Raw genomic sequence first — 21,233 nt, forward strand, 5'->3', positions numbered from 1 at the left:
GCGACCTGCCCACACTGTCCGGTTTCGTTTGTGCATGTCGATTTCGCTGCCCACGTTTGATGGCCGTCCGATCTCGATGGATATACAAAAAGGCTAGAGAGTCGCGCTCTCTAGCCTTTTATTATGTCCGTCCGTCCCTCGCTCTCACGCCTTGCCGCTCATCCATTTGCTGGCGGAATTCTTTGAGCAGCGCCTCGCCTTGCAATCCTTTCTCAACAAGGCCGGCCAATACCATTTCAGCCAAATGAGTCCGCCGTGGGATCATCAACCCTTCCATCAGCACGCTAATATGGCCGTTCATTTTCGTGATCGAACGGACGGCAACAAGCATGTTCGCCGGATCGTTGCCCGGGTTGGTGATCGTCACTTGCAGCTGAAACTCAGTCCGCTCCTTCAATCCGGCAAATACCGGTTCGTATTCATCATCCAAATACGCCTCGACGAGCCAGCGGTTTTGCCCGTCTTCCTTATTGATGATCAGGCCGTCAATAAACGGAATGTCCCGGCGGTGCATCCCCTCGTCAATCACCGAGAGCCCGACAAGCTTGAACGTTTTCATGGTCGCCCACCTCATCACGATTGTCTATTCATGATTATACCATAGCCAACGAAGGGAAGAAAAACAGGATGATGCGCCTGTCTCCGCCAAAGCCATCCACATATTTTGCTGCGAAATGACAAAAACGCCATTTTGCTGCGCTATTGCTGGCGCATTGTCCGCATTTGCCGGGGATTGTACTTATAGATTGCGCAGAAAAATGCAAAAATCGCAGTTTTACGGCAAAAAACGCGATCGTTTATCATAAGGATGCGGTGGATGGAAAGGAGGGATGCGCCGGCGTATGGTCAATCAAGTGGTGCTTGTCGGGCGGTTGACGAAAGACCCGGAGCTCCGTTACACAGCCGAAGGAGCAGCCGTGACGACCGTCACCTTGGCGGTGGCGAGAAATTTCCGCAACGCGGAAGGAGGGATTGATGCCGATTTCGTTCCATGCGTCTTATGGCGGAAAACAGCGGAACATACCGCCAATTATTGCCGGAAAGGATCGATGGTGGCGGTGACGGGAAGAATTCAGACGCGCCGCTACGATAATAAGGACGGCCAACGCGTCTATGTGACCGAGGTCGTCGCGGATTCCGTCCAATTTCTCCACTCCGGCAAAACACGGGAATGGCCGGAGCACGTCTAAACGGATTCGCGACTTCCGTAAAGGGCCACTGAATCCGTTCCCTTTCTCCCGTTTTGATGATTTGTTTCCCCATTCATTCCTTTCTTAACGAATCCCCAAGAGAAAGAACGTGTCCTCGCAAGACTCCCCAACGATGGCGCTAGCAGCCGATGTTAGCGCTTTTTTTGTCGAAGGGCGGGAGTCAGCCGAGGGCTTCGGCGCACTCTTTAATGATCGTGATCAGCATCGTTTCGACATGTTTTCGTTTTTTCTCCGGCAATTTCGCCAACGTGTACACCGCGTCGCTGATCTCGCGGTTTCGCAGCACATAATCGACGACAGCGAGCGTCTTTTCACCCATTTCCGTTTCCCCATACAGCCGCTTCACTTCCCGCAGCACTTCCCGCTGTCCGAGTTCGCTGCCGAGTAAAAAATCAGCGCTGACGTTAAACAAATGGCATAGCTTTTCGAGCGATTGAATGTCAGGAAGCAGGCTGCCGTTTTCCCATTTGCTGATTTGCGAACGCGACACGTTCAGCTGCTCGGCCAGCTGTTCCTGTGTCCAGCGCCGTTGTTTTCGCAGTTGTTTGAGCGTCTCCCCCAAGTTTGTCATCGTTCGTCACCACGCTTTTCATCATTACTATTTAAAGATAGAAAAGCGTGGAGCTAATGATTGTTCCTTTTTCGCCCATTTCTCTCTTTGTTTCTAAATCAGAACGGATTTGTCCGTGATTTCGTCGTTCGGCCTCTTTTTTTGCCCAGGAAGGACATAGTACAATTAGTTAAAAATAGGAAATTATGAACCAAAAAGAGGGGGTCAAGGTGAACATCTATCTTGCCGATTTTGTCATTTGTGAACGAAACGGGGAGAAGCACGCCCAAAAAATGTACCATATCTATATTAAGGAAATGAAAAATCCGTTTTCCGTGCGGCTGAAAACGATCGCCCCGGCCAGTTTCACTGATTCGCTGCGCTCGCTGAAAAACGAAGGTGGACGGATGCGTTTTGCATCGGAAGGCGAGGCGCTGTTCCGCACGATCACCTGCTCAAAGGAAGCCCAGCTCTATTTTGTATTTAAATGCACGAGCCAGCTTTACATGTTTATCGTCAAGCTCGATCTTCGCCAAAAAAAGTTTACCGTCGCCCTTTATGAATGGAACGAACCGAGGCAAAAATACATCCCGATCCGCGCAGATGAATGGCTGGAGATGGAAAAACAGCTCATTTATGAAGTGCTGCAGTCGATTTACCTTGTCGATGACCGGCATGTATCGCACTTGTTCGCCAATCTGTCGCGTCCGAAACGGGGAACACCCCATTCCGGTTCATGATCTTCTTTCTTCTCCCAATGGAAAAAAGCATTTCCTTTCATGGCTTTCATACGATATACTGAAAATATAGAACATTGCCGCGCCTCATCTTGAACATCCACTCAGGACAAGACGACAACAAACGGAAGGGGCGGCGAAGGGAGAGGACGCATCCGTGAAACCGAATCACGCCTTCTTTGCCGCTGCCATGGTTTCGTCCTTTTTTCTTGCCCCGGATGACAGCCAGGCGGCGGAATGGAAAAAAGGCATGAGTTCCCCTGAAATCAAACAGCTCCAGCAGCGCTTGAAAGAAAAAGGCTTTTTCACGTATCCGCAAGCGACCGGCTACTTTGGCGCCATCACCGAAGAAGCGGTCAAGGCGTTCCAACGGGCGATGAACTTGCCGGCGACCGGCATCGTCGATGACGCCACCTACGCGAAGCTGAAAAAGCCTGCGTCAAACGACACGCTCACCATCGGTTCCCGCGGTGCGGCCGTCAGTGATTTGCAACGCCGGCTGAAACAGCTCGGCTATTTTCGCTATCCGCAAATCACCGGCTACTATGGCGCGGTGACGGCCGATGCCGTGAAGCAGTTTCAACGGGCGAACGGGCTTCCCGCCACCGGGCGGGCGGACCGGGCGACGCTTGAGCGGCTGAAGCAAAAAGCAACAAGTCAGCCGGCCACGTTATCTGACGCGCTGACGATCGGTTCGCGCGGCGACGACGTCCGCAAGCTGCAGCAGCAGCTTAAACAACTCGGCTACTTTACCTATTCGGACATCACCGGCTACTATGGGGTGCTGACCGCCGACGCCATCCGCCGCTTTCAACGCGACAACGGCCTGCCAGTGACCGGCGCGGTCGACAACCAAACCGTTGCCCGCCTCGCGAGCGCAGTAAAAGCGAAAACGACCTCCCCTGCACCGATCGAGCGCGAGCGCCTGGCGGTTCGCCTCTCAATCGGCGCGCTCGGCGACGACGTCAAGCGCATTCAGACGAAGCTCAAAGAGCTCGGCTACTTCTGGACGGACATCACCGGCTACTACGGAACCGCCACCGCCGATGCCGTCCGCCGTTTCCAACAAGCGGCCCAACTCCCCGCAACCGGCATTGTTGACGGCGAAACATACGAGCGCCTGATCGGACAAGCCCCTGCGGCGAAGCTGGACGTCATCGAACTCGTCGCCGATGCGGCCGAACTGCTCGGAACACCATACGTTTGGGGCGGCGAGACACCGGAAGAGGGATTTGACTGCAGCGGCTTCATTTTCTACCTGTTCCAGCAACAAGGCGTCCCCATCCCGCGCACCGTCGCCTTGATGTGGAATGCAGGCGCATCGGTTTCCGCCCCGGAAGTCGGCGACATCGTCTTTTTCGCCACGACCACGAATAGCCCGTCGCATGCCGGCATCTATATCGGCAACGGCCAGTTCATCCATAGCGGCGCTTCGACCGGCGTGACGACGAGCCGCCTCGACCAATCGTATTGGAAACAGCGGTACTTGGGGGCGAAGCGGTTCTTTTAGCATGCTGGAACGACAACGATGACCAAAATGAGGAGGAAAACGAAGATGAAACATGCATCCCAAATGGCAGCCGCCATCTGCCTCGCCGCCGCCATCGCCCTCGGAGGAAATGGACAAACAGTTGACGCCGCCGTCCAATGGGGGCAAGTCCAATGGAAACAAGGCATGATCGGCAAAGTCGTCATTTTGCGCGACACGCCTCTATACCGCCTGAACGGAGCGGCATGGCAGACCGCCATGACGGCGAAACAAGGGCGCGAGTATCGCGTCTACAGCCAAAAACGGGCAGGCGGCGCCGTCTATTACAGCCTCGGCGGCGGACTGTATGCCAAACAAGGGGCTGCCATCCAATACGTGCCGTTCACAAAAGACGAACTTCTCGCCCTTGTCGCCCGCTCATTGAAAGGGCAATACATTCTTCAGGCAGGAAATGAATCCGTTCCGTTCGTCATTGAGCGGCAAAAAGGAAATCGTCTGTTCGGCTGGTACTTATACGGCCAAAATATGTCATTGCCGCTTGAAGGCCGCATCGACGGCGCAACGGTGACGCTCTCCATTTTCTTCAACGACAACGCCGAAGCGATCGCCGACTCGATCTCTTACTTAAAAGCGTACAACGTGCCGAAGGAAGAGATCAAAAAAATCGCCGAACAGCTCGCCAACAGCGGTGATTACGCCATGCAGCTGCAATTTTCCATCACGAACAGTCCGGAACAATTCGCAGGACAGTTCCGCTTTCTCGATTTGTACTTGAATGACCGCAATGACGTCGTCAAAATGACGCTTGGCCAACCGATGGACGTCACGGTGAAGAAAAACGATTGATGTTTTTGCACAAAATGTTTGCCAACCAAAACCATCAAACTGCCAAAATATTGTTCTAAATTTCTGTTACAGGCATATTCATATCAATGTCGCCATCGATGGAAATAATTTCAATGGCATATTCTCTAAAAAATTTGTATTTAGGGCTAGAATTTAGAAAGAAAATGTATTATTATAGAAGACGTAGAACATTAAGGAATGATGTGAAAGTGCTAGCACTGAATGATAGCCTTGCTAATAAGTCTATCATCTGGACACACAGGATGATCTTGGTTCATGTTAGCACCTTTTAGGCAATGAATCTACTAAACGGCAGCCGTTTAGGATCATTGTCTTAAAGTTTCATAAAAACGAAGGGGGATTTTAGGCTTTATGGACAAAAAGAAAGCAGTCAAACTTGCCACAGCCAGCGCTGTAGCAGCGAGCGCTTTCGTCGCCGCCAACCCGCATGCTTCCCAAGCAGCCACGGACGTTGCGACGGTCGTCAGCCAAGCGAAAGCGCAAATGAAAGAAGCATACTATACGTACAGCCATACGGTAACGGAAACGGGCCAATTCCCGGACATTAAAGATGTATATGCCGCCTACAACAAAGCAAAACAAGCGTATGCAAACGCGGTTGCTGTCGTGAACAAAGCCGGCGGCGCGAAAAAAGACGCGTATTTGGCTGACTTGCAAGCTACATACGAAACGTATGTATTCAAAGCCAACCCGAAATCGGGCGAAGCGCGCGTGGCTACGTACATCGACGCTTACAACTATGCGACAAAATTAGACAAAATGCGCCAAGAACTCAAAGCAGCCGTCGATGCGAAAGATCTGAAAAAAGCAGAAGAGCTCTACCACAAAATTTCGTACGAGCTCAAAACGCGCACGGTCATTCTCGACCGCGTCTACGGCCAATCGACGCGCGAACTCCTCCGTTCGACGTTCAAAGCCGATGCTCAAGCATTGCGCGACAGCTTGATCTACGACATCACCGTTGCCATGAAAGCGCGTGAAGCGCAAGACGCTGTCAAAGCCGGCAACTTGGACAAAGCGAAAGCCGCGCTTGACCAAGTCAACCAATATGTATCGAAAGTAACCGATGCGTTCAAAGCCGAACTGCAAAAAGCAGCACAAGAAGCCAATGCGGCGTATGAAGCGGCGCTGCCTCCAAAAGTGGAAAGTGTAACAGCCGTTAACGCCAAAACGTTGGAAATCAAATTCAACAAAGCGGTCGATGCTGCAACGGTAATCGACAACAAAGGAACAAGCGATACGTCCGATGACGTCGTGAAAGCGAGTGCTATTACACTCACAGCGATTGACAGCCAAGGACCGGTTTCCACCGTGAAAGCATCGTTGAGCGATGATAAGAAAACGCTGAAATTGGTGGCTGACGGCAATCAATTTTTCACGAAACGTTATGTTGTCGACATTAAAAACGTCAAGACATTGGACGGCAAAGACGTACCTGCCTACACGACGACGATCGACACCACTGATTCGGTAAGACCGAGCGTTCTATCGTTCTCTTACGCGGACAACGGCTTGACGCTGAAAGTGAAGTTCTCTGAACCGCTTGCCAGCGTAGGAACAGTCAAACTGTACGACGGAACAACTGAAATTTCGGTTTCTCCGAAGTTCACGGCTGGCGACGATGAAATGACAATCAACCTTGCATCTTCGTCTGTGCCGGTTAATAAAGATCTGACGTTGAAAATCTTCGGTGCTGTCGATTACAACGGTAATGTGATCAATCCAAACCCAGCTGAATTGACAGTCAAGAAGACAACGGTTGATATAACGAAACCAGTCGTTCAAAGCATCGAAGCGGTCAACACGAAAACCGTCAAAGTGACATTCAGCGAAAAACTGTTGAGCGCTCCGACCATCAAAATCGGTGGCCAAACAGCTTCTGTTTCGGTTGATTCAACCGGCTTAGTCTACACGGCAACGTTGGCTTCTGCTTTGTCGAAAGGTGTGTACGCAGTTGAAGTAAGCGATTATAAGGACTTGGCGGGCAATAGCGGGGATGCGTACACGAAAGTTGTTCAATTGAAAGCCGATAACACAGCGCCGAAATTCGTCAGCAGCCAAGTTGTGAAAATTAACGGTGTTGAGCATCTTGTGCTGACATTTGACGAAGAGGTCACGACTGGCAGCAACATTACAGTCGTTCAATCGAGCGATAAGTATATTGACGAAAACAATGTACTTAAGGCTGTCGGCGCAGATTTGAAAACAACTAGCGACAATTTCAAATTATATCTGCCGACAGACGGAAAATCGAAATCGGTTGCTTTGAACATTTCTTCCTTGCCAAAAGGCACATACACCGTGACGCTGCCGAACGGTTTAGTAAGCGACTTGGCTGACAATGCATATGCAGAGCGTAAACAGATTACATTCGTTCGCGGCTCTGACAGCTTAACGACGAAGCCAGCTCTTGATACAGCCTACGATGGTAATGGTGTGAAAGCGGACAACAACAACGAATTAGTATTTGCGTTCACACAAAACTTGGACGCTTCTGCATTGAACCTGTCCAACTTCAACATCAACGGTTTGACCGTCACGAAAGCAGTCTTTGATGGAGATACGAAACATATCCGCGTGACGCTCGCACCCGGGGCAAATACGTGGACAGGCACGCACGTCATTACGATCAGCAACATTAAGAATACGTCTGGGCTCGTTATGGATACCGTGACCGTAAATGAATACATGAAAGAAAACGTGGCTCCGACGTTCACAGCGACCTTAACCAGCGCAGACGTCATCCGTGTCGACTTCAGCGAACCGGTGGCAAATGCGATGATCAGTAGAGTACTTTCTGCTAACAACTTTATCGTAAAAGTCGATGGTAATGTTGTCACTGTATCGAATGTTTACGAAGACAACAATGCTACTAACTTAGTACAGAATTCGAAAGGGTACAAAACGGTTTATCTGAAACTGCAGTCTCCTGTGACCGACTTGTCTAAACCGATTACGCTGTCCGCAACTGACATTGTGGATGTGAATCAAACAGGCAAGATTACCGATAATAATGTAGTTGGCAACAATGTTTCTGCTACTGTTGTAAACGTAGCAAAATAAGGATGGAGTGTATAGCAATGTAGCAACCCTCCCATGAAAGTGGTGAACTCACTTTCATGGGAGGGTCTTTTGTGAGATTCTTTTTCAAATGATGTATCATCAGGGAAACAACTGAATTTTAAAGGTTTTCATCAAAAGTTGTACTTGACTGCCTCAGAATAGGTCTTGCTTGCGTCTGTAAGGAAAAATCCGTAAATGAATAGCTGTGATGCGTGATGATTCAAACGATGTCGTGCTTGTCAATTACATGTTGTGGTGATGAACCACTTTTAGCAAAAAGCTGCTCTGTTGCCGTTTCAACCACCTATTGCTTTATAGGGCAAAATGCACTAAAATTTACAAGTGGGAGGTTGTCGATTTTTGCAGAATGAGGAGAATTTACTCATGCATGGAAAATGGGACCGATACGTGTTTCTTAGTCTGCTAGTCTTGATTTTATCGGGAATCAGCTATGCTCACTGGAAAGGCCAACAACAGGACGAGCAGTTTCTAAAAGACTATACTGAGTATCAACAGGCGGTTCAGTTGATGCAGCAGGGACGGGCAGAGCAGGCTTTGCCGTTATTGCGGTCGTTGCTGGGCAAATACCCGGATCGTTACAACATCATGCGCACACTTGGTTTGGCGTATGCGATGAAAAATGATTTTCAGAAGGCTGCTTTTTATTACGAAAAAGCGATTAGAAAAAGGCCGTTCTTGCAACAGGATCCGATTTTCACGTTGCAATTTGGCGAGATTCTGTATTACAACGGTGAGTATGCGAAAGCGAAAGCATACTTGGAGAAAAGCAAACAGTTGCCTGGATCAGAAACGTATCATGCTAGAATCGATGAACTGTTGTCTCAAATCCAGTATCAAAAATCATCATAAGGTGAGAAGCGAACATGTCTGATTGGTATAAATATTTAAATATTGAACGTGATGAACATGAGGACCAACTGGATATGGAACGGGTCGATGCGATATTGTTTTGGGGGCTGGCATTCATTGTACTGGCCATTCCATTGATCGCAAGAGTGCATATTGGCGACTTTATCAGCCCGTCGATTACCCAAACCGATGTATTGGACACAGGAAAAAAAGCGGATGTATTTACATACTATAAATTTATCGTGTTTCTTGTCTCTACAGCGTTTCTCAGCCTTGTTTTTCTATATAAAGTATTCGTGTTGAACTACCAGATTCCGAAAACAAAAATCAACATCGCTCTAGCAGTTTTAGCTGTCTGTTTGACGTTGTCAGCTGTTTTGGCGCCCTATAAAACATTGGCCTTGTACGGAATGTATGACCGGCATGAGGGAACGATCACGTATTTATGCTACTTGATGTTGTTTTTCATTGCGTCTAATATACGCTACACCCTAAGACGCATCCAATGGCTCATTTATTGCTTCACTCCATTTGTCATCATGAATGCGATATTGGGGATCGTCAATTTCTTTGGTTATGACGTATTAAAGCTCCATTGGGTGCAAAACCTGCTGTATTCCAGTCTCCCAGAAGGAGCAAAACTAGCTCAAGGCTCCCGCTTTCTCGCTACGATCAACCACGGAAACTATGTGAGCGGGATTTCAGCTTTTTTCATCGCTCTTTTCTCATATTTGACGATTTTCGAAAAAAGACTGTGGCGAAAAATCGTCAATGGTCTATTCGCCTCATTAGCGTTTGCCATGCTTCTTTCTTCGCTTGCCAGCAGTGGTTTTGTCACGCTAGTGTTGATGAGTCCGTTGTTCATTTATATGTTTGTGAAGGCTGAACAGAAAAAAACAGCGGTTCTTTCGAGCTTGGTATTGGTTGTCGCCTTTGTTGCCATTTACATTCCTTTTGTGAAACACAATAGCCGTGTTTGGGATGAGACCATTGGCTTCTTCATCCCGTACAATCCGTTTCAACAGCATCATCAGCAAGAAGCAGCATTGGATGAAGCGATAATGGATATCAAGCAAATAGCAGGAAATATCACGAAAAAGGTTGTAAGCGGCTCATTGGCCTATGCCGATGAGCAGGAATACAAACTTCCTGAGCTCCCGGGACCGGGGATAGCACCGGGATCAGGTCGGGCCTTTATTTGGGAAAAAGCGTTAGAACTTATTTCTGAGAAGCCGTTTCTAGGATATGGACTAGATACATTTCCGTATTTCTTTAATCAAGATGATCCGGAAAAAAATTCGAATTTAGGTGAAGGATATAGTGTGATTGTCGATAAGCCCCACAATATGTATATCGGTATGGCATTTGGAGCAGGGATCGTAGCATTATCTGCCTTAGTAGTTGTGATAGCGGGGGGCCTCATACAGTTGCTGCGTTCTGTCCACGTACGCCTCAATGCATATGTTGCAGCGCTTTCCGCGGGTCTGATGGCTTATGCCATTCAAGGCATGTTTAACGATTCCATTATTGGAACTGCTGTATTCTTTTGGGTGGGACTAGGTGTTTCCATCGGATTTTCACGCATAACAACCAAACAAATCAGTCAAAGGTAGGAACGGATGATGGATGAAACGATTAGCTTGCGAGAACTCATCGAAACGATATGGAGAGGAAAATGGATCATTGCGTCTACAACAATTGTAGCGCTAATGCTTTCCGCGCTGGCTAGTTTTGTATGGATCAAACCAACATACTCAGCCAACGCTACGGTATCCGTGAATAATGGGATCGTGCCCGGAAAACAATTCGATGAAACGGATAGTTATTTCAATGAGATTATTACGCCCTCGGCCTATATGGAGCGTGTGCAATCCCTTTCTGTGATCGAAGAGGGGATCAAAAACGCGCATTTGCAAGGAAAATATATGGCGGAACAAGTCAAAGGGAGTTTAAGCGTTGAAAATGTGCCGAATACCAATTTGGTCCGTGTCACCCTCAAGGCGGCCAATCCCTCTGACACCAAAAAGCTGTTGGACGGGATTTTAAACGCTGTGAACCAATCTATATGGAAAGATATTCAAACAGGTGTTGAGAAAGATCTCCACCACTTCATGAAACTGAAACAAAAAGAGCATGTTCAACTGCAGCAAACCATCAAACGTTATCGTCAGGAAGCAGCGTCTTTGAAGCTGCCGCCGTCCCTTTTGCTTGATGCAGTGATTTCCTATAATAACCAATATATCATGACCTTAGACTCAGACCACCTACGTAATATTTCATCTCTTTCGGAAAAAGAGTTAATTGCTTTAAATGAGTTGAGCAATCAAATCAAATCGTTGGCTGACCGTTACCGTCAATACGTCAATAAGGAGCAGCAGTTGCGGGATTTTATACAGACATTTTCCATTGGAAATAAAATCTTAACCATCTCTGCTCCCGTCGTTCCCCAAGCACCCGACAGCCCGAAACCGCTCTTGAATATGGCGATTGCTTTTGTGGCGGGCGCCATGATTGGAACAGGAATGGTCTTTTTCCGCCGTTATTGGGAGGAATCGGGGCGATAACGAAAAGGAACAGCTCATTCGAGAGAAGGATGCTTGCATAGATGGAACAACTTGATGCACTCACTACCTGCGTTTGTTTTGGGCATCATGAGGAAGCAGGGAAAGATCGATGGTTCTAGAGAACTGGTAAAAAACGGCCAATTTCGCTGAGCCTGTTGCCTTCAGCCGAAAGAGAAGCGCCGATTTTCCAAATCTTCTCCGTTTGAGAAAAGAGTTCGTTTCTTGTGACTTTTCACTAAATCGCTAGGCCTTCTAGGAGAATGGTGAAAAACGACCGATTCCGTGGAATCCATTGCTTTCGGTTGAAAGAGGGACGTTGATTTTACAGGACTCCTCAATTTGAGAAGAGTCGGCTTTTCCCAAATTTCCACTACATCACCGACTTTCTAGGCTTTTTCGCGGAAGTTGTCTGATCCGTCCCTTTTGAAAAAAGGTCGTGCATAGAGGACAGCTGTGGGTTGGCTGGCCCATCTAAAAGAGAAAAGATGGCGGTGATGTCTCCTTACCGTTATCAATGGAGGCACTCGGCCATGCCGTGGGTGGGGACGATGACGGTCCTAGCACCTTAGACGCCCGTCGTCGAGGGTGTGGCGTGAGGGCGGGTTCGATGCCCGATCTAACTGATTTTGTTTCTATGTGCTTCACTGGCCATGCTATTCATCAGAGCAGGGAGATGAAGCCATGAGCCAAGAGCTGAAAGAATTGCTTCGTTCCGTCTTGCAAGAAGAACTGAAACCAGGCCAAGACAGGCTTGAGCGGTTGGAAGGCACAGGCACAGTCGGGCACATTCGCCAAGACGTATCGCAGCTGCAGCAAGACGTATCACAACTTCAGAAGGATGTCACCCAACTGCAAGAAGGTCAGAAAGCATTGCAACGTGATGTCACCCAGCTGCAACAAGGCCAACAAATATTAGAACACGAGATGGTCGGCATGAAGCAGATGCAAGAGCGAATCCTCGAAGAGCTGCACATTTCCAAACACAATCAAGCCCTCATGTTGAATGATGTCACGAGCATCAGAAAATCCGTCGATGTCACCGTCTCGTACTTGCAGCGTCGATCCGATGAGATGTTTGACAAACTGATCGATCATGAAAAAGAAATTTGAAATCTAAAATCACGGATGCCAAATTAAGTCCCAAAAAGGGGCTGTTTTTTATGCCCATATGCATCGGCGCATCGGCGCAACGGCGGTTGCACCGATGCGCGAGGGCATAGGGGCCAACTATACATAGGGGGTTACGTACTACATGAAAAAAGTGCGCAAAGCGATCATCCCAGCCGCGGGCTTAGGCACGCGCTTCCTCCCGGCGACGAAGGCGATGCCGAAGGAGATGCTGCCGATTGTCGACAAGCCGACGATCCAATACATCGTCGAAGAAGCCATCGCCTCAGGGATCGAAGACATCATCATCGTCACCGGCAAGGGAAAACGCGCCATCGAAGACCATTTCGACATCGCTGTTGAGCTTGAACAAAATTTGATGGAAAAAGGAAAATATGACTTGCTGGAAAAAGTGAAAGAGCCGTCGAAAGTCGACATTCACTACATCCGCCAGAAAGAGCCGAAAGGGTTGGGACATGCCGTCTGGTGCGCGCGCAACTTCATCGGCGATGAACCGTTCGCTGTGCTGCTTGGCGATGACATCGTCCAAGCCGACCCGCCGTGCCTCAAGCAGCTCATCGACCAATACGAACAAACATTGAGCTCGATCATCGGCGTCAAACAAGTTCCAGACCACGAAACATACCGCTACGGCATCATCGACCCGCTGGAGCAGCACGGACGCCGCTATCAAGTCCGCCAATTCGTCGAAAAACCAGCGCCAGGCACCGCGCCGTCCAACTTAGCGATCATGGGACGATACATCCTCACGCCGGAGATCTTCTTATTCCTTGAAAAACAAGAAGCCGGCGCCGGCGGGGAGATTCAACTGACCGATGCGATTCAAAAGCTGAACGAAATTCAGCGCGTCTTTGCGTATGAATTTGAAGGAAAGCGGTACGATGTCGGGGAGAAGCTCGGGTTTATCAAAACGACGATTGAGTTTGCGGTGCAGAATGAGGAGTTGCGGAAGGAACTGATCCCATTTATGGAACAGTTATTGGAAAGTGTAGCAGAGAAGGTGTAAGAGAAAAAGAAAGAGTGGAATAGAAGTTGACGAAGCGGGGGAGGGACAGCAACAATCGAAACTGCCTACCGCCAATGATAAGAAAGATGCTGAATGGCCAAGCCAATCATGGACATCTTACGGGACGATCATCGGACGGATTTGTTCGTAGCTGTTTCTCATCGTCGCGATCCTGATTACACTTGAAGATCCGAAAGGTCCCGTCTTTTTTAAAACAATTAAAATAATGATTAGACCGAATAGCGCTTATTAAGAAAGAGATTAATTCTTACATGTAACAAGCTCTGATATTCACTAAATTGACCAGTGCACCATTAATAAGATTCATCACCAAAAGATGTACTTGGCTCTTAAAGACAAACATGATAACAATGTTGCTCAAAGAGATGTGTGGTATAAAAAGGAAAAACACGGTTTTGATTTTCTTTATCATGACCGTCTTTCTTTGCCAAGTACACTTTGTGGTGAAGAGTCATTAATAAGGTTCATCACCAAAAGATGTACTTGACTTTTAAAGACAAACATGATAGCAATGTTGTTCAAAGAGACGTGTGGTATAAAAAGGAAAAATGCTGTTTTGATTTTCTCTATCATCAGGCGTGTTGATTATCCAATAAAATCCAAAGGGTATAGAAAAAAGAGCACCTTTCCTGTAGAATGTGAGTAGCAACACAAACAAACCCAGGAGGTGCTCTCTATGAACAAGCATACCACACTCCCGAATTTGATGCAAAAACTTGTTTCGGATGAAGAGATTCAACTGATTGCCGAAGCGGTTGGGTATCGTGATTCGTCTCGAACCTTTACGTTGCGCGAGTTGATTCACTTCTTCCTGCTGGCCGCCATGCATCAATGGAAAAGCTTTCGCCACGGAGCCGATGTGGGGCCTCTGTATGGATTGCCGCGATTCCATTATTCCACAGTATCCAAGAAAGCGAAAGAAGTTCCCTATGACATCATGAAACGCTTGTTGGCGTTGATCATTTCCAAGTGCAACCGCCAAACCCGCCGTTCGCTTCGGTTTCCCAAACCGCTTCGGGTGGTGGATTCGACGACCGTCACGGTCGGGAAAAACCGCCTCCCATGGGCTCCGTATCACGGCGAACGCGCCGGAGTGAAGCTGCACGTCGCGTATTCGCCGGAATCCTCGTTGCCGGCAGACGTGGTGGAAACCATCGGACTGCGTCATGATGGCCCGGTGGGAGAACAGTTGACGAACGCTCAACAAGTGCTGGTGGAAGACCGGGCGTATTTCAAAATCGAACGCCTCGATCGATTTGTGGAGCAGCATCAGCTCTTTGTCATTCGGATGAAGGACAACATCGAACTTCATCAGAAAAAAAGCTTGAACCGCCTTCCGAGCGCATCTTCATCGGTTCAAGCCGACTTCACGTGCCAGTTGGGAACGAAACAATACCGCTCCACCAAGCGTCACCGGGTAGTGATCTTTCGAGATGCGAATGGCCGCGACATTCGGGTCGTGACGAACCTCTTCCATGCGTCTGCGGAAACCATTGCCGACATGTACCAACAACGTTGGACTGTTGAGATCTTTTTCCGTTGGGTGAAGCAATATCTGAATGTCCCGACCTTGTTTGGCACGACGGAAAATGCGGTATACAACCAACTGTTTGCGGCGTTCATCGCGTATGTGTTGCTGCGATGGCTGTATGATCAAACCAAAAAACGGACGAACGTCTCTCTTTCCTTCATTTCGTTTGTTCGCCGTTTTTTCTCTGGGCAGCTTCCTCTCGATTGGAAATCCGGGATGGCCGCTGCTTTGTTTGAGTATGCCCAAATTTATGGAAGGCGTATGTCTAATTTTGGATAATCAACACTCGTGCTATCATAATCGTCTTTCTTTGTCAAGTACACTTTGTGGTGAAGAGCCATTAATAAGGAAAAATAGGTTTTATTGGAAAGGAACTAGTGATCGAGGAAGAACTAAAAAGTTATAAAATGGGAGTTTTAAAATTCTTATCAGTCAAGCCAGGAATTACAGGCTATTGGCAGGTAAGCGGGAGAAGTGAGGTTGGGTATCCTGAGAGAGTAGACGTGGAATTATTTTATGTATATAATCAATCGTTGTTTTTAGATATAGTGATTCTCGTAAAAACAGTGTTCATGGTCCTTTTAAGAAAGGGAGCTTATTAATGTTTAATGCCGTAGCTTAAGCTATTCATGATTTCAGAGGGAGAGACGTAATGAGTACCAATATTTCCGTTTTGATTAATACATTCAATGAAGAAAAAAATATTCGCAACTGTTTAGAATCTGTTAAATGGGCAGATGAAATTATTATTGTGGATATGTATAGTGACGATAGGACGGTGGAGATTGCACGAGAGTATACAGATAAAATTTATATGCATGAGCGCCTAGGATATGTTGAGCCAGCAAGACAATTTGCTCTTGAAAAAGCCTCAAATGAATGGATATTAGTTGTTGACGCAGATGAGATAGTTCCGATTGAGTTGAGGAACAAGCTTATTGAAATTGCTGAATCTGGAGAGTATGATGCTGTTTTCATCCCGCGTATTAACTATTTTTTTGGATATAGAATGAAAGGTTCAGGATGGGGGCCATTACAAGATATGCAGTTGCGTTTTTTTAAGAAAAAATTTATGAAGTATGGGACTAGGATTCATAAGGGTTCAAATCTCGATCTGTCAGCGCGTGTTTACAAATTAAAAGATGAATCATTGGGATTTATCCATTTTAACTATATTGACGTTGAGCATTTTTTAGAGAAGTTAAACAGGTATACAACGATTGAAGCGAAAAATGCTGTTGATGCAGGCGAAAGATTTAGTATAGCAAAGCTTCTTATAATTATGTTCAAAGAGTTTATTAATCGATTTATTAGGAAAAAGGGTTATGCCGACGGTTTCCAAGGTTTTGGGCTATCGATGCTTATGGTGACTTATAGATTGAGCGCATACTTAAAGCATTATTTGATCGAAAAATATTCATCTGACCAGACTAAAGAAAAAATATTAAATCAATATACCCAAATAGCTAGTAATGAAATAAAAAAATATTTAAATGAAGAGGATGTAAAAATTGCTAAAAAGACTTCTTCTTAAGGTTAATAAACAAGTGTTAAAAAATGTTATATCTTTATCAATACTACAAGGTTCTAATTATATTTTACCGTTAATTACTTTTCCTTATCTTGTTAGAGTATTGGGTAGCGAAAAATATGGAACAATAGCTATAGCTACTGCTGTTGCTCAATATTTAAGTGTTTTTGTTGATTTTGGATTTAATTATACAGCTACTCGCGATGTAGCACTACATAAAAATGATTCAGAAAGATTAAATAAAATAATTTCCAATGTGTATTCAGCTAAGTTAATTTTTTTATGTATAGCACTTGGTTTTTTAACAGTCATTGTTATTCTTATTCCAATTTTTTTTAAGTATTATCCAATATATTTTATCTTTTTTATGATAGTTATAGGTAATGCATTATTCCCTACGTGGTTTTACCAAGGGGTAGAAAGAATGAATTATATAACCGCAATTAATATCAGTATAAAAATATTGTCTGTTGTTCTTATTTTTTTATTTGTAAAGGAGAAAGATGATTATATAACTGCTTCAATTATTCAAGCATCAGGGATATTGATTGCGGGTTTTATAGGATTTTCAATGTTACAAATTAAGTTTTCAATAAGTGTAAGAAATTTAAAGTTAAATTTTAACTTTAGGCATTTATTACAGGAAATAAAAGATAGCAGTAATGTTTTCATATCCACTCTAGCGGGAAATGTTTATGGCCAAGGGGCTGTTATCATAACTGGCATTTTTGCTGGAAACAAATATGCAGGTTATTATTCTATAGTTCAAAAAATTGCAAGTGCCATTGTAGGGCTATCTCAACCTTTTGCTCAAGCTATTTATCCATATTTATGCAATGTATATGTTAATAATTATAAAAGGTTTAATGAAATCAAAAAGAAAACAGCATTTTTGGTCATAGCTTGTTCTTTTACAATTAGTGTAATCAGTTTTTTTTCCTCAGCGATTTTCATTAAATGGGTAACCGGTGATAAAAATTATTATATTACTAACATGATGAGATTTTCTTCAATTATGATTGGGTTTACTATTTGCAATGTATTGCTTAATCCATTTATATTAGCTATGAAAAAATATGTACAAATGAGAAAAATGTATCTTATTACATCAACACTGTTTTTAATTCTCTCCATTCCTGTTACGTATTCTTTAAAAGGAATTGGAATAATGGTTTGTATGATTTTTGTGGAGATTAGTATATTTGTGGGGAGTATTTTTATAATGATGATCAATAAACAGTATAAAAAGTTTTTTAGTTTATTATCATGACAGGTGCTTAATACGTTAATTTAAAGTAGTTTAGCAGCATATGGATTAGGAGAAGATATGTATGAAAGGCATCATCTTAGCCGGCGGGAGTGGTACCCGCCTTTATCCGTTAACAAAAGCAGTATCTAAACAATTATTGCCTGTTTATGATAAGCCAATGATCTATTATCCGTTATCTGTTTTGATGTTAGCTGGTATTCGAGACATTTTGATTATTTCTACTCCTAGTGACACACCTCGTTTTAAAGAATTGCTAGGAGATGGCTCAGACTTAGGAATCTCATTATCCTATGCCGTGCAACCTTCTCCGGATGGTCTTGCACAGGCATTTATTATTGGTGAAGAGTTTATTGGTGACGATAATGTTGCGCTGATTTTAGGAGACAATCTTTTCTACGGTCATGGTTTAACTCAGTTGTTGCAGAGAGCGGTTGAGCGCAAAACTGGGGCAACGATTTTCGGCTATTATGTCAATGATCCTGAACGTTTTGGCGTTGTAGAGTTTGATGAAAATGGCAGAGCCATTTCGATTGAAGAAAAGCCTAAACATCCGAAGTCCAATTATGCGGTGACAGGGTTGTATTTTTATGATAACCGGGTTGTTGAATTTGCGAAAAGCATTAAGCCTTCCGCACGTGGCGAGTTAGAAATTACCGATGTGAACAAAAAATATTTGGAGCTTGGCGAATTGCATGTGGAGATTTTGGGGAGAGGTTTTTGCTGGCTGGATTCCGGCACGCATGAATCTTTGCTGGAGGCTTCGCAGTTTATCGAGACAATCGAGAAACGCCAAAGCTTAAAGGTTGCTTGCCTTGAGGAAATCGCTTATGTAAAAGGATATATTACGCGGGAACAATTGTTAAAGTTAGCGGAGCCGTTAAAGAAAAACCAGTACGGCCAATATTTAATAGATATCGCGAATCAGAAAAAGAAACCAATCTATTTATAAAATGGCGGGGTGCTTGTTATGAAAGTGATCGAGACTTCACTGCCCGGTGTGTTATTGATTGAACCAAAAGTGTTCGGCGACCATCGGGGTTTTTTTATGGAAAGCTACAACAAAAAGCTGTTTGTGGAATATGGGCTTGATCTTGATTTTATTCAAGACAATCATTCATTGTCAAAACAAGCGGGAACGTTGCGAGGCCTTCATTATCAGTTAAACCCAAAGGCACAAACGAAATTAGTTCGCGTGACGCGTGGGGCGATTTATGATGTCGTTGTCGATATTCGCAAAGGTTCACCGACATTTGGAAAGTGGCAAGCGTTTATTTTAAGTGCGGAGAATAAACAGCAATTGCTTGTACCAAAAGGGTTTGCGCATGGTTTCTGTACGCTAGTGGAAAATACGGAAGTACAATATAAAGTGGATGAATACTATTCTCCAGAACATGACCGCGGCATTCTTTGGAATGACCCAGCGTTAGGCATTGATTGGCCGACAGCGAATCCAATTCTTTCTGACAAAGATACGAAACATCCATTATTAGCCGATGCCGAAATCAACTTTGAGTGGGAGAGATAATAATGAATCTTTTAGTCACAGGCGGAGCAGGTTTTATTGGCAGCAACTTTGTCCGTTACATGCTTGAGAAATATCCAAATTATAAAGTAGTCAATTATGATTTATTAACCTATGCCGGCAATCTTGAAAACTTGAAGGATGTCGAAAATCATCCTAATTATACGTTTGTGAAAGGCGATATCAATAACCGTGAGTTAGTCGATTATCTTGTGAAAACCCATAAGATTGACGTTATCGTAAACTTTGCGGCGGAATCGCATGTCGACCGCAGCATTGCAGACCCTGGAATTTTCGTAAAAACCAATGTATTGGGCACGCAAGCGTTATTAGATGTGGCGAAAGCCAACCATATTAAGAAATATGTGCAAATTTCAACGGACGAAGTGTATGGTACACTTGGGGAAACGGGGTACTTTACCGAAGAAACGCCATTAGCGCCAAATAGCCCTTATTCGGCAAGCAAAGCTGGCGGAGATTTGCTTGTAAGGGCGTATCATGAAACGTACGGTCTCAATGTGAATATTACGAGATGTTCCAATAACTATGGGCCGTATCACTTCCCTGAAAAACTGATTCCGCTCATGATCACGAACGCGTTGGAAGGAAAAGAGCTTCCGATTTACGGTGACGGCCAAAATATTCGCGACTGGCTGCATGTGAAAGACCATTGCGCGGCGATTGATTTAGTCATTCATAAAGGCAGACCGGGGGAAGTATACAATATCGGCGGGCATAATGAACGAACCAATAATGAAATCGTGCATATAATCGTTGAAAAACTCGGAGTTTCGAAAGAGTTAATTAAATATGTGGCCGACCGTCCGGGGCATGACCGCCGTTATGCGATTGATCCAACGAAAATTATGACAGAGCTTGGCTGGAAGCCGCAATATACCTTTGAAGAGGGCATCGAAGAAACGATCCAATGGTATATCGACAACCAAGAATGGTGGAAAAATATGAAATCCGGTGAATACATGAACTACTATCAAAAACAGTATGGTGACAAGCTATGAAAGTAGTTGTAACAGGTGCAAAAGGCCAGCTTGGCACAGATTTAGTCGATGCGCTCGCTGATCGAGGCTTTGAAGTGTATGGGTATGGACGGGAAGAGTTAGATATCACAAACTTTGACCTAGTGAAACAGGTTATTGCGGAAGTTCATCCTGATGTTGTCATACATGCCGCTGCATACACAAAAGTCGATTTAGCCGAATCCGAGCCAGACCAAGCGTTTTTAATTAACGCATACGGAATGAGAAACGTCGCTGTCGCATCAGAAGCGGTAGGAGCAAAACTTGTTTATATTAGCACAGACTACGTTTTTGACGGAATGGCAAATACCCCGTACAACGAATTTGCGCCGACGAATCCACTTAGCGTGTATGGTAAAAGTAAGCTAGCCGGTGAGCAGTTTGTGCGCGACTTGCATTCGAAGTTTTTTATCGTCAGAACGTCTTGGGTCTATGGGAAACATGGAAATAACTTTGTCAAAACCATGTTAAAGCTGGCTCAAGAACGGGATGAATTGATGGTTGTCCATGATCAAGTCGGATGTCCAACTTACACAGTAGATTTGGCCAATTGCATTTTGGAACTGATTCAAACGGAAAAATACGGCGTTTACCATGTTTCTAATTCTGGGCATTGTTCTTGGTATGAGTTTGCGAAAGCAATTTTTGAGGAAGCTGGGATAAAAGTCAAGGTAAATCCTTGTACAACAAAAGACTTCCCAAGACCAGCGCCAAGGCCTACTTACTCCGTGTTTGAGCATATGGCGCTTAAGTTGAATGGATTTAGTGGCATAAGAAATTGGCGAGAAGCATTGAAAGAATTTATGATAAGAATTAAACTATAAGGTAGTGATAGC

General features: G+C 45.2%; 19 protein-coding genes and 1 pseudogene. 18 read left to right on the forward strand and 2 right to left on the reverse strand.

What is annotated here, in order from left to right; all coding sequences use genetic code 11:
• Positions 1 to 121: 121 nt before the first annotated feature.
• Positions 122 to 559: a YwpF-like family protein gene (locus tag NSS88_RS09965; protein ID WP_033013755.1), complete on the reverse strand. Its 438-nt coding sequence runs from the start codon at positions 557 to 559 to the stop codon at positions 122 to 124.
• Between the two features lie 271 nt (positions 560 to 830).
• Here NSS88_RS09965 and ssb point away from each other — a divergent pair, with 271 nt between their 5' ends.
• Positions 831 to 1,190, forward strand: coding sequence for a single-stranded DNA-binding protein (ssb, locus tag NSS88_RS09970; RefSeq protein ID WP_276521818.1), 360 nt, complete (start codon positions 831 to 833; stop codon positions 1,188 to 1,190).
• A 181-nt stretch (positions 1,191 to 1,371) separates the two neighbouring features.
• Here the strand turns inward: ssb and NSS88_RS09975 are convergent, their stop codons facing one another.
• A complete protein-coding gene (locus NSS88_RS09975) occupies positions 1,372 to 1,782 on the reverse strand; it encodes a helix-turn-helix domain-containing protein (protein ID WP_049624694.1) in 411 nt (136 codons plus the stop codon).
• A gap of 209 nt (positions 1,783 to 1,991) precedes the next feature.
• Between NSS88_RS09975 and NSS88_RS09980 the strand changes: the two genes are divergently transcribed.
• The 17 genes and pseudogenes from NSS88_RS09980 to rfbD all read left to right on the forward strand — a co-directional run bounded on the left by NSS88_RS09980 (position 1,992) and on the right by rfbD (position 21,221).
• A complete protein-coding gene (locus tag NSS88_RS09980) occupies positions 1,992 to 2,501 on the forward strand; it encodes a hypothetical protein (RefSeq protein WP_033013768.1) in 510 nt (169 codons plus the stop codon).
• Positions 2,502 to 2,655: 154 nt separating this feature from the next.
• Positions 2,656 to 4,008 (forward strand): C40 family peptidase, encoded by a 1,353-nt coding sequence (locus NSS88_RS09985; RefSeq protein ID WP_341084266.1) that lies wholly within the window; start codon positions 2,656 to 2,658, stop codon positions 4,006 to 4,008.
• Between the two features lie 45 nt (positions 4,009 to 4,053).
• A complete protein-coding gene (locus tag NSS88_RS09990; protein ID WP_049625131.1) occupies positions 4,054 to 4,833 on the forward strand; it encodes a hypothetical protein in 780 nt (259 codons plus the stop codon).
• A gap of 372 nt (positions 4,834 to 5,205) precedes the next feature.
• Complete coding sequence (locus NSS88_RS09995) at positions 5,206 to 7,917, forward strand: S-layer protein (RefSeq protein ID WP_341084268.1); 2,712 nt, start codon at positions 5,206 to 5,208, stop codon at positions 7,915 to 7,917.
• A gap of 384 nt (positions 7,918 to 8,301) precedes the next feature.
• Positions 8,302 to 8,787, forward strand: a complete 486-nt coding sequence (locus tag NSS88_RS10000; protein ID WP_053915189.1) for a tetratricopeptide repeat protein — start codon at positions 8,302 to 8,304, stop codon at positions 8,785 to 8,787.
• A 14-nt stretch (positions 8,788 to 8,801) separates the two neighbouring features.
• Positions 8,802 to 10,400 (forward strand): O-antigen ligase family protein, encoded by a 1,599-nt coding sequence (locus NSS88_RS10005; protein ID WP_025949153.1) that lies wholly within the window; start codon positions 8,802 to 8,804, stop codon positions 10,398 to 10,400.
• 9 nt (positions 10,401 to 10,409) lie between these two features.
• Complete coding sequence (locus tag NSS88_RS10010; protein WP_341084273.1) at positions 10,410 to 11,351, forward strand: YveK family protein; 942 nt, start codon at positions 10,410 to 10,412, stop codon at positions 11,349 to 11,351.
• Between the two features lie 681 nt (positions 11,352 to 12,032).
• Positions 12,033 to 12,461 carry a hypothetical protein gene (locus NSS88_RS10015; protein ID WP_341084274.1) on the forward strand — a complete coding sequence of 143 codons (429 nt, stop codon included), beginning with the start codon at positions 12,033 to 12,035 and terminating at the stop codon, positions 12,459 to 12,461.
• Positions 12,462 to 12,603: 142 nt separating this feature from the next.
• Complete coding sequence (gene galU, locus NSS88_RS10020; protein WP_025949781.1) at positions 12,604 to 13,485, forward strand: UTP--glucose-1-phosphate uridylyltransferase GalU; 882 nt, start codon at positions 12,604 to 12,606, stop codon at positions 13,483 to 13,485.
• 697 nt (positions 13,486 to 14,182) lie between these two features.
• Positions 14,183 to 15,316 carry an IS4 family transposase gene (locus NSS88_RS10030; protein WP_121678437.1) on the forward strand — a complete coding sequence of 378 codons (1,134 nt, stop codon included), beginning with the start codon at positions 14,183 to 14,185 and terminating at the stop codon, positions 15,314 to 15,316.
• A gap of 92 nt (positions 15,317 to 15,408) precedes the next feature.
• Positions 15,409 to 15,639: pseudogene (locus tag NSS88_RS10035) on the forward strand (sugar transferase); the annotation flags it as partial.
• A 50-nt stretch (positions 15,640 to 15,689) separates the two neighbouring features.
• Positions 15,690 to 16,571 carry a glycosyltransferase family 2 protein gene (locus NSS88_RS10040; RefSeq protein WP_025949784.1) on the forward strand — a complete coding sequence of 294 codons (882 nt, stop codon included), beginning with the start codon at positions 15,690 to 15,692 and terminating at the stop codon, positions 16,569 to 16,571.
• A complete protein-coding gene (locus NSS88_RS10045) occupies positions 16,549 to 17,838 on the forward strand; it encodes an oligosaccharide flippase family protein (RefSeq protein WP_075261376.1) in 1,290 nt (429 codons plus the stop codon). Before NSS88_RS10040 ends, NSS88_RS10045 begins: the two co-directional genes overlap by 23 nt.
• 61 nt (positions 17,839 to 17,899) lie before the next feature.
• Positions 17,900 to 18,787 (forward strand): glucose-1-phosphate thymidylyltransferase RfbA, encoded by an 888-nt coding sequence (gene rfbA / locus NSS88_RS10050; protein WP_025949786.1) that lies wholly within the window; start codon positions 17,900 to 17,902, stop codon positions 18,785 to 18,787.
• Positions 18,788 to 18,805: 18 nt separating this feature from the next.
• On the forward strand, positions 18,806 to 19,363 hold the full coding sequence (rfbC, locus tag NSS88_RS10055; RefSeq protein ID WP_053915197.1) for a dTDP-4-dehydrorhamnose 3,5-epimerase: 558 nt from the start codon (positions 18,806 to 18,808) through the stop codon (positions 19,361 to 19,363).
• Positions 19,364 to 19,365: 2 nt separating this feature from the next.
• Complete coding sequence (gene rfbB / locus NSS88_RS10060; protein ID WP_341084283.1) at positions 19,366 to 20,379, forward strand: dTDP-glucose 4,6-dehydratase; 1,014 nt, start codon at positions 19,366 to 19,368, stop codon at positions 20,377 to 20,379.
• Entirely contained in the window at positions 20,376 to 21,221 is an 846-nt protein-coding gene (rfbD, locus tag NSS88_RS10065) for a dTDP-4-dehydrorhamnose reductase (RefSeq protein WP_025949789.1), read from the forward strand. Before rfbB ends, rfbD begins: the two co-directional genes overlap by 4 nt.
• The last annotated feature ends 12 nt before the right edge of the window (positions 21,222 to 21,233 follow it).

The organism is Geobacillus sp. FSL W8-1251 (genome assembly GCF_038005945.1).
In the GTDB taxonomy this organism is placed as follows: domain Bacteria; phylum Bacillota; class Bacilli; order Bacillales; family Anoxybacillaceae; genus Geobacillus; species Geobacillus stearothermophilus.

Excerpts from the sequence above, each read along its gene's own strand:
- rfbC (WP_053915197.1), top strand. The coding sequence starts at position 18,806 with ATGAAAGTGATCGAGACTTCACTGCCCGGTGTGTTATTGATTGAACCA.
- galU (WP_025949781.1), top strand. The coding sequence starts at position 12,604 with ATGAAAAAAGTGCGCAAAGCGATCATCCCAGCCGCGGGCTTAGGCACG.
- NSS88_RS10030 (WP_121678437.1), top strand. The coding sequence starts at position 14,183 with ATGAACAAGCATACCACACTCCCGAATTTGATGCAAAAACTTGTTTCG.
- NSS88_RS10015 (WP_341084274.1), top strand. The coding sequence starts at position 12,033 with ATGAGCCAAGAGCTGAAAGAATTGCTTCGTTCCGTCTTGCAAGAAGAA.
- NSS88_RS10040 (WP_025949784.1), top strand. The coding sequence starts at position 15,690 with ATGAGTACCAATATTTCCGTTTTGATTAATACATTCAATGAAGAAAAA.
- ssb (WP_276521818.1), top strand. The coding sequence starts at position 831 with ATGCGCCGGCGTATGGTCAATCAAGTGGTGCTTGTCGGGCGGTTGACG.
- NSS88_RS10005 (WP_025949153.1), top strand. The coding sequence starts at position 8,802 with ATGTCTGATTGGTATAAATATTTAAATATTGAACGTGATGAACATGAG.
- NSS88_RS09990 (WP_049625131.1), top strand. The coding sequence starts at position 4,054 with ATGAAACATGCATCCCAAATGGCAGCCGCCATCTGCCTCGCCGCCGCC.
- NSS88_RS10000 (WP_053915189.1), top strand. The coding sequence starts at position 8,302 with ATGCATGGAAAATGGGACCGATACGTGTTTCTTAGTCTGCTAGTCTTG.
- rfbD (WP_025949789.1), top strand. The coding sequence starts at position 20,376 with ATGAAAGTAGTTGTAACAGGTGCAAAAGGCCAGCTTGGCACAGATTTA.
- NSS88_RS09995 (WP_341084268.1), top strand. The coding sequence starts at position 5,206 with ATGGACAAAAAGAAAGCAGTCAAACTTGCCACAGCCAGCGCTGTAGCA.
- rfbA (WP_025949786.1), top strand. The coding sequence starts at position 17,900 with ATGAAAGGCATCATCTTAGCCGGCGGGAGTGGTACCCGCCTTTATCCG.
- rfbB (WP_341084283.1), top strand. The coding sequence starts at position 19,366 with ATGAATCTTTTAGTCACAGGCGGAGCAGGTTTTATTGGCAGCAACTTT.
- NSS88_RS09965 (WP_033013755.1), bottom strand. The coding sequence starts at position 559 with ATGAAAACGTTCAAGCTTGTCGGGCTCTCGGTGATTGACGAGGGGATG.
- NSS88_RS09975 (WP_049624694.1), bottom strand. The coding sequence starts at position 1,782 with ATGACAAACTTGGGGGAGACGCTCAAACAACTGCGAAAACAACGGCGC.
- NSS88_RS10010 (WP_341084273.1), top strand. The coding sequence starts at position 10,410 with ATGGATGAAACGATTAGCTTGCGAGAACTCATCGAAACGATATGGAGA.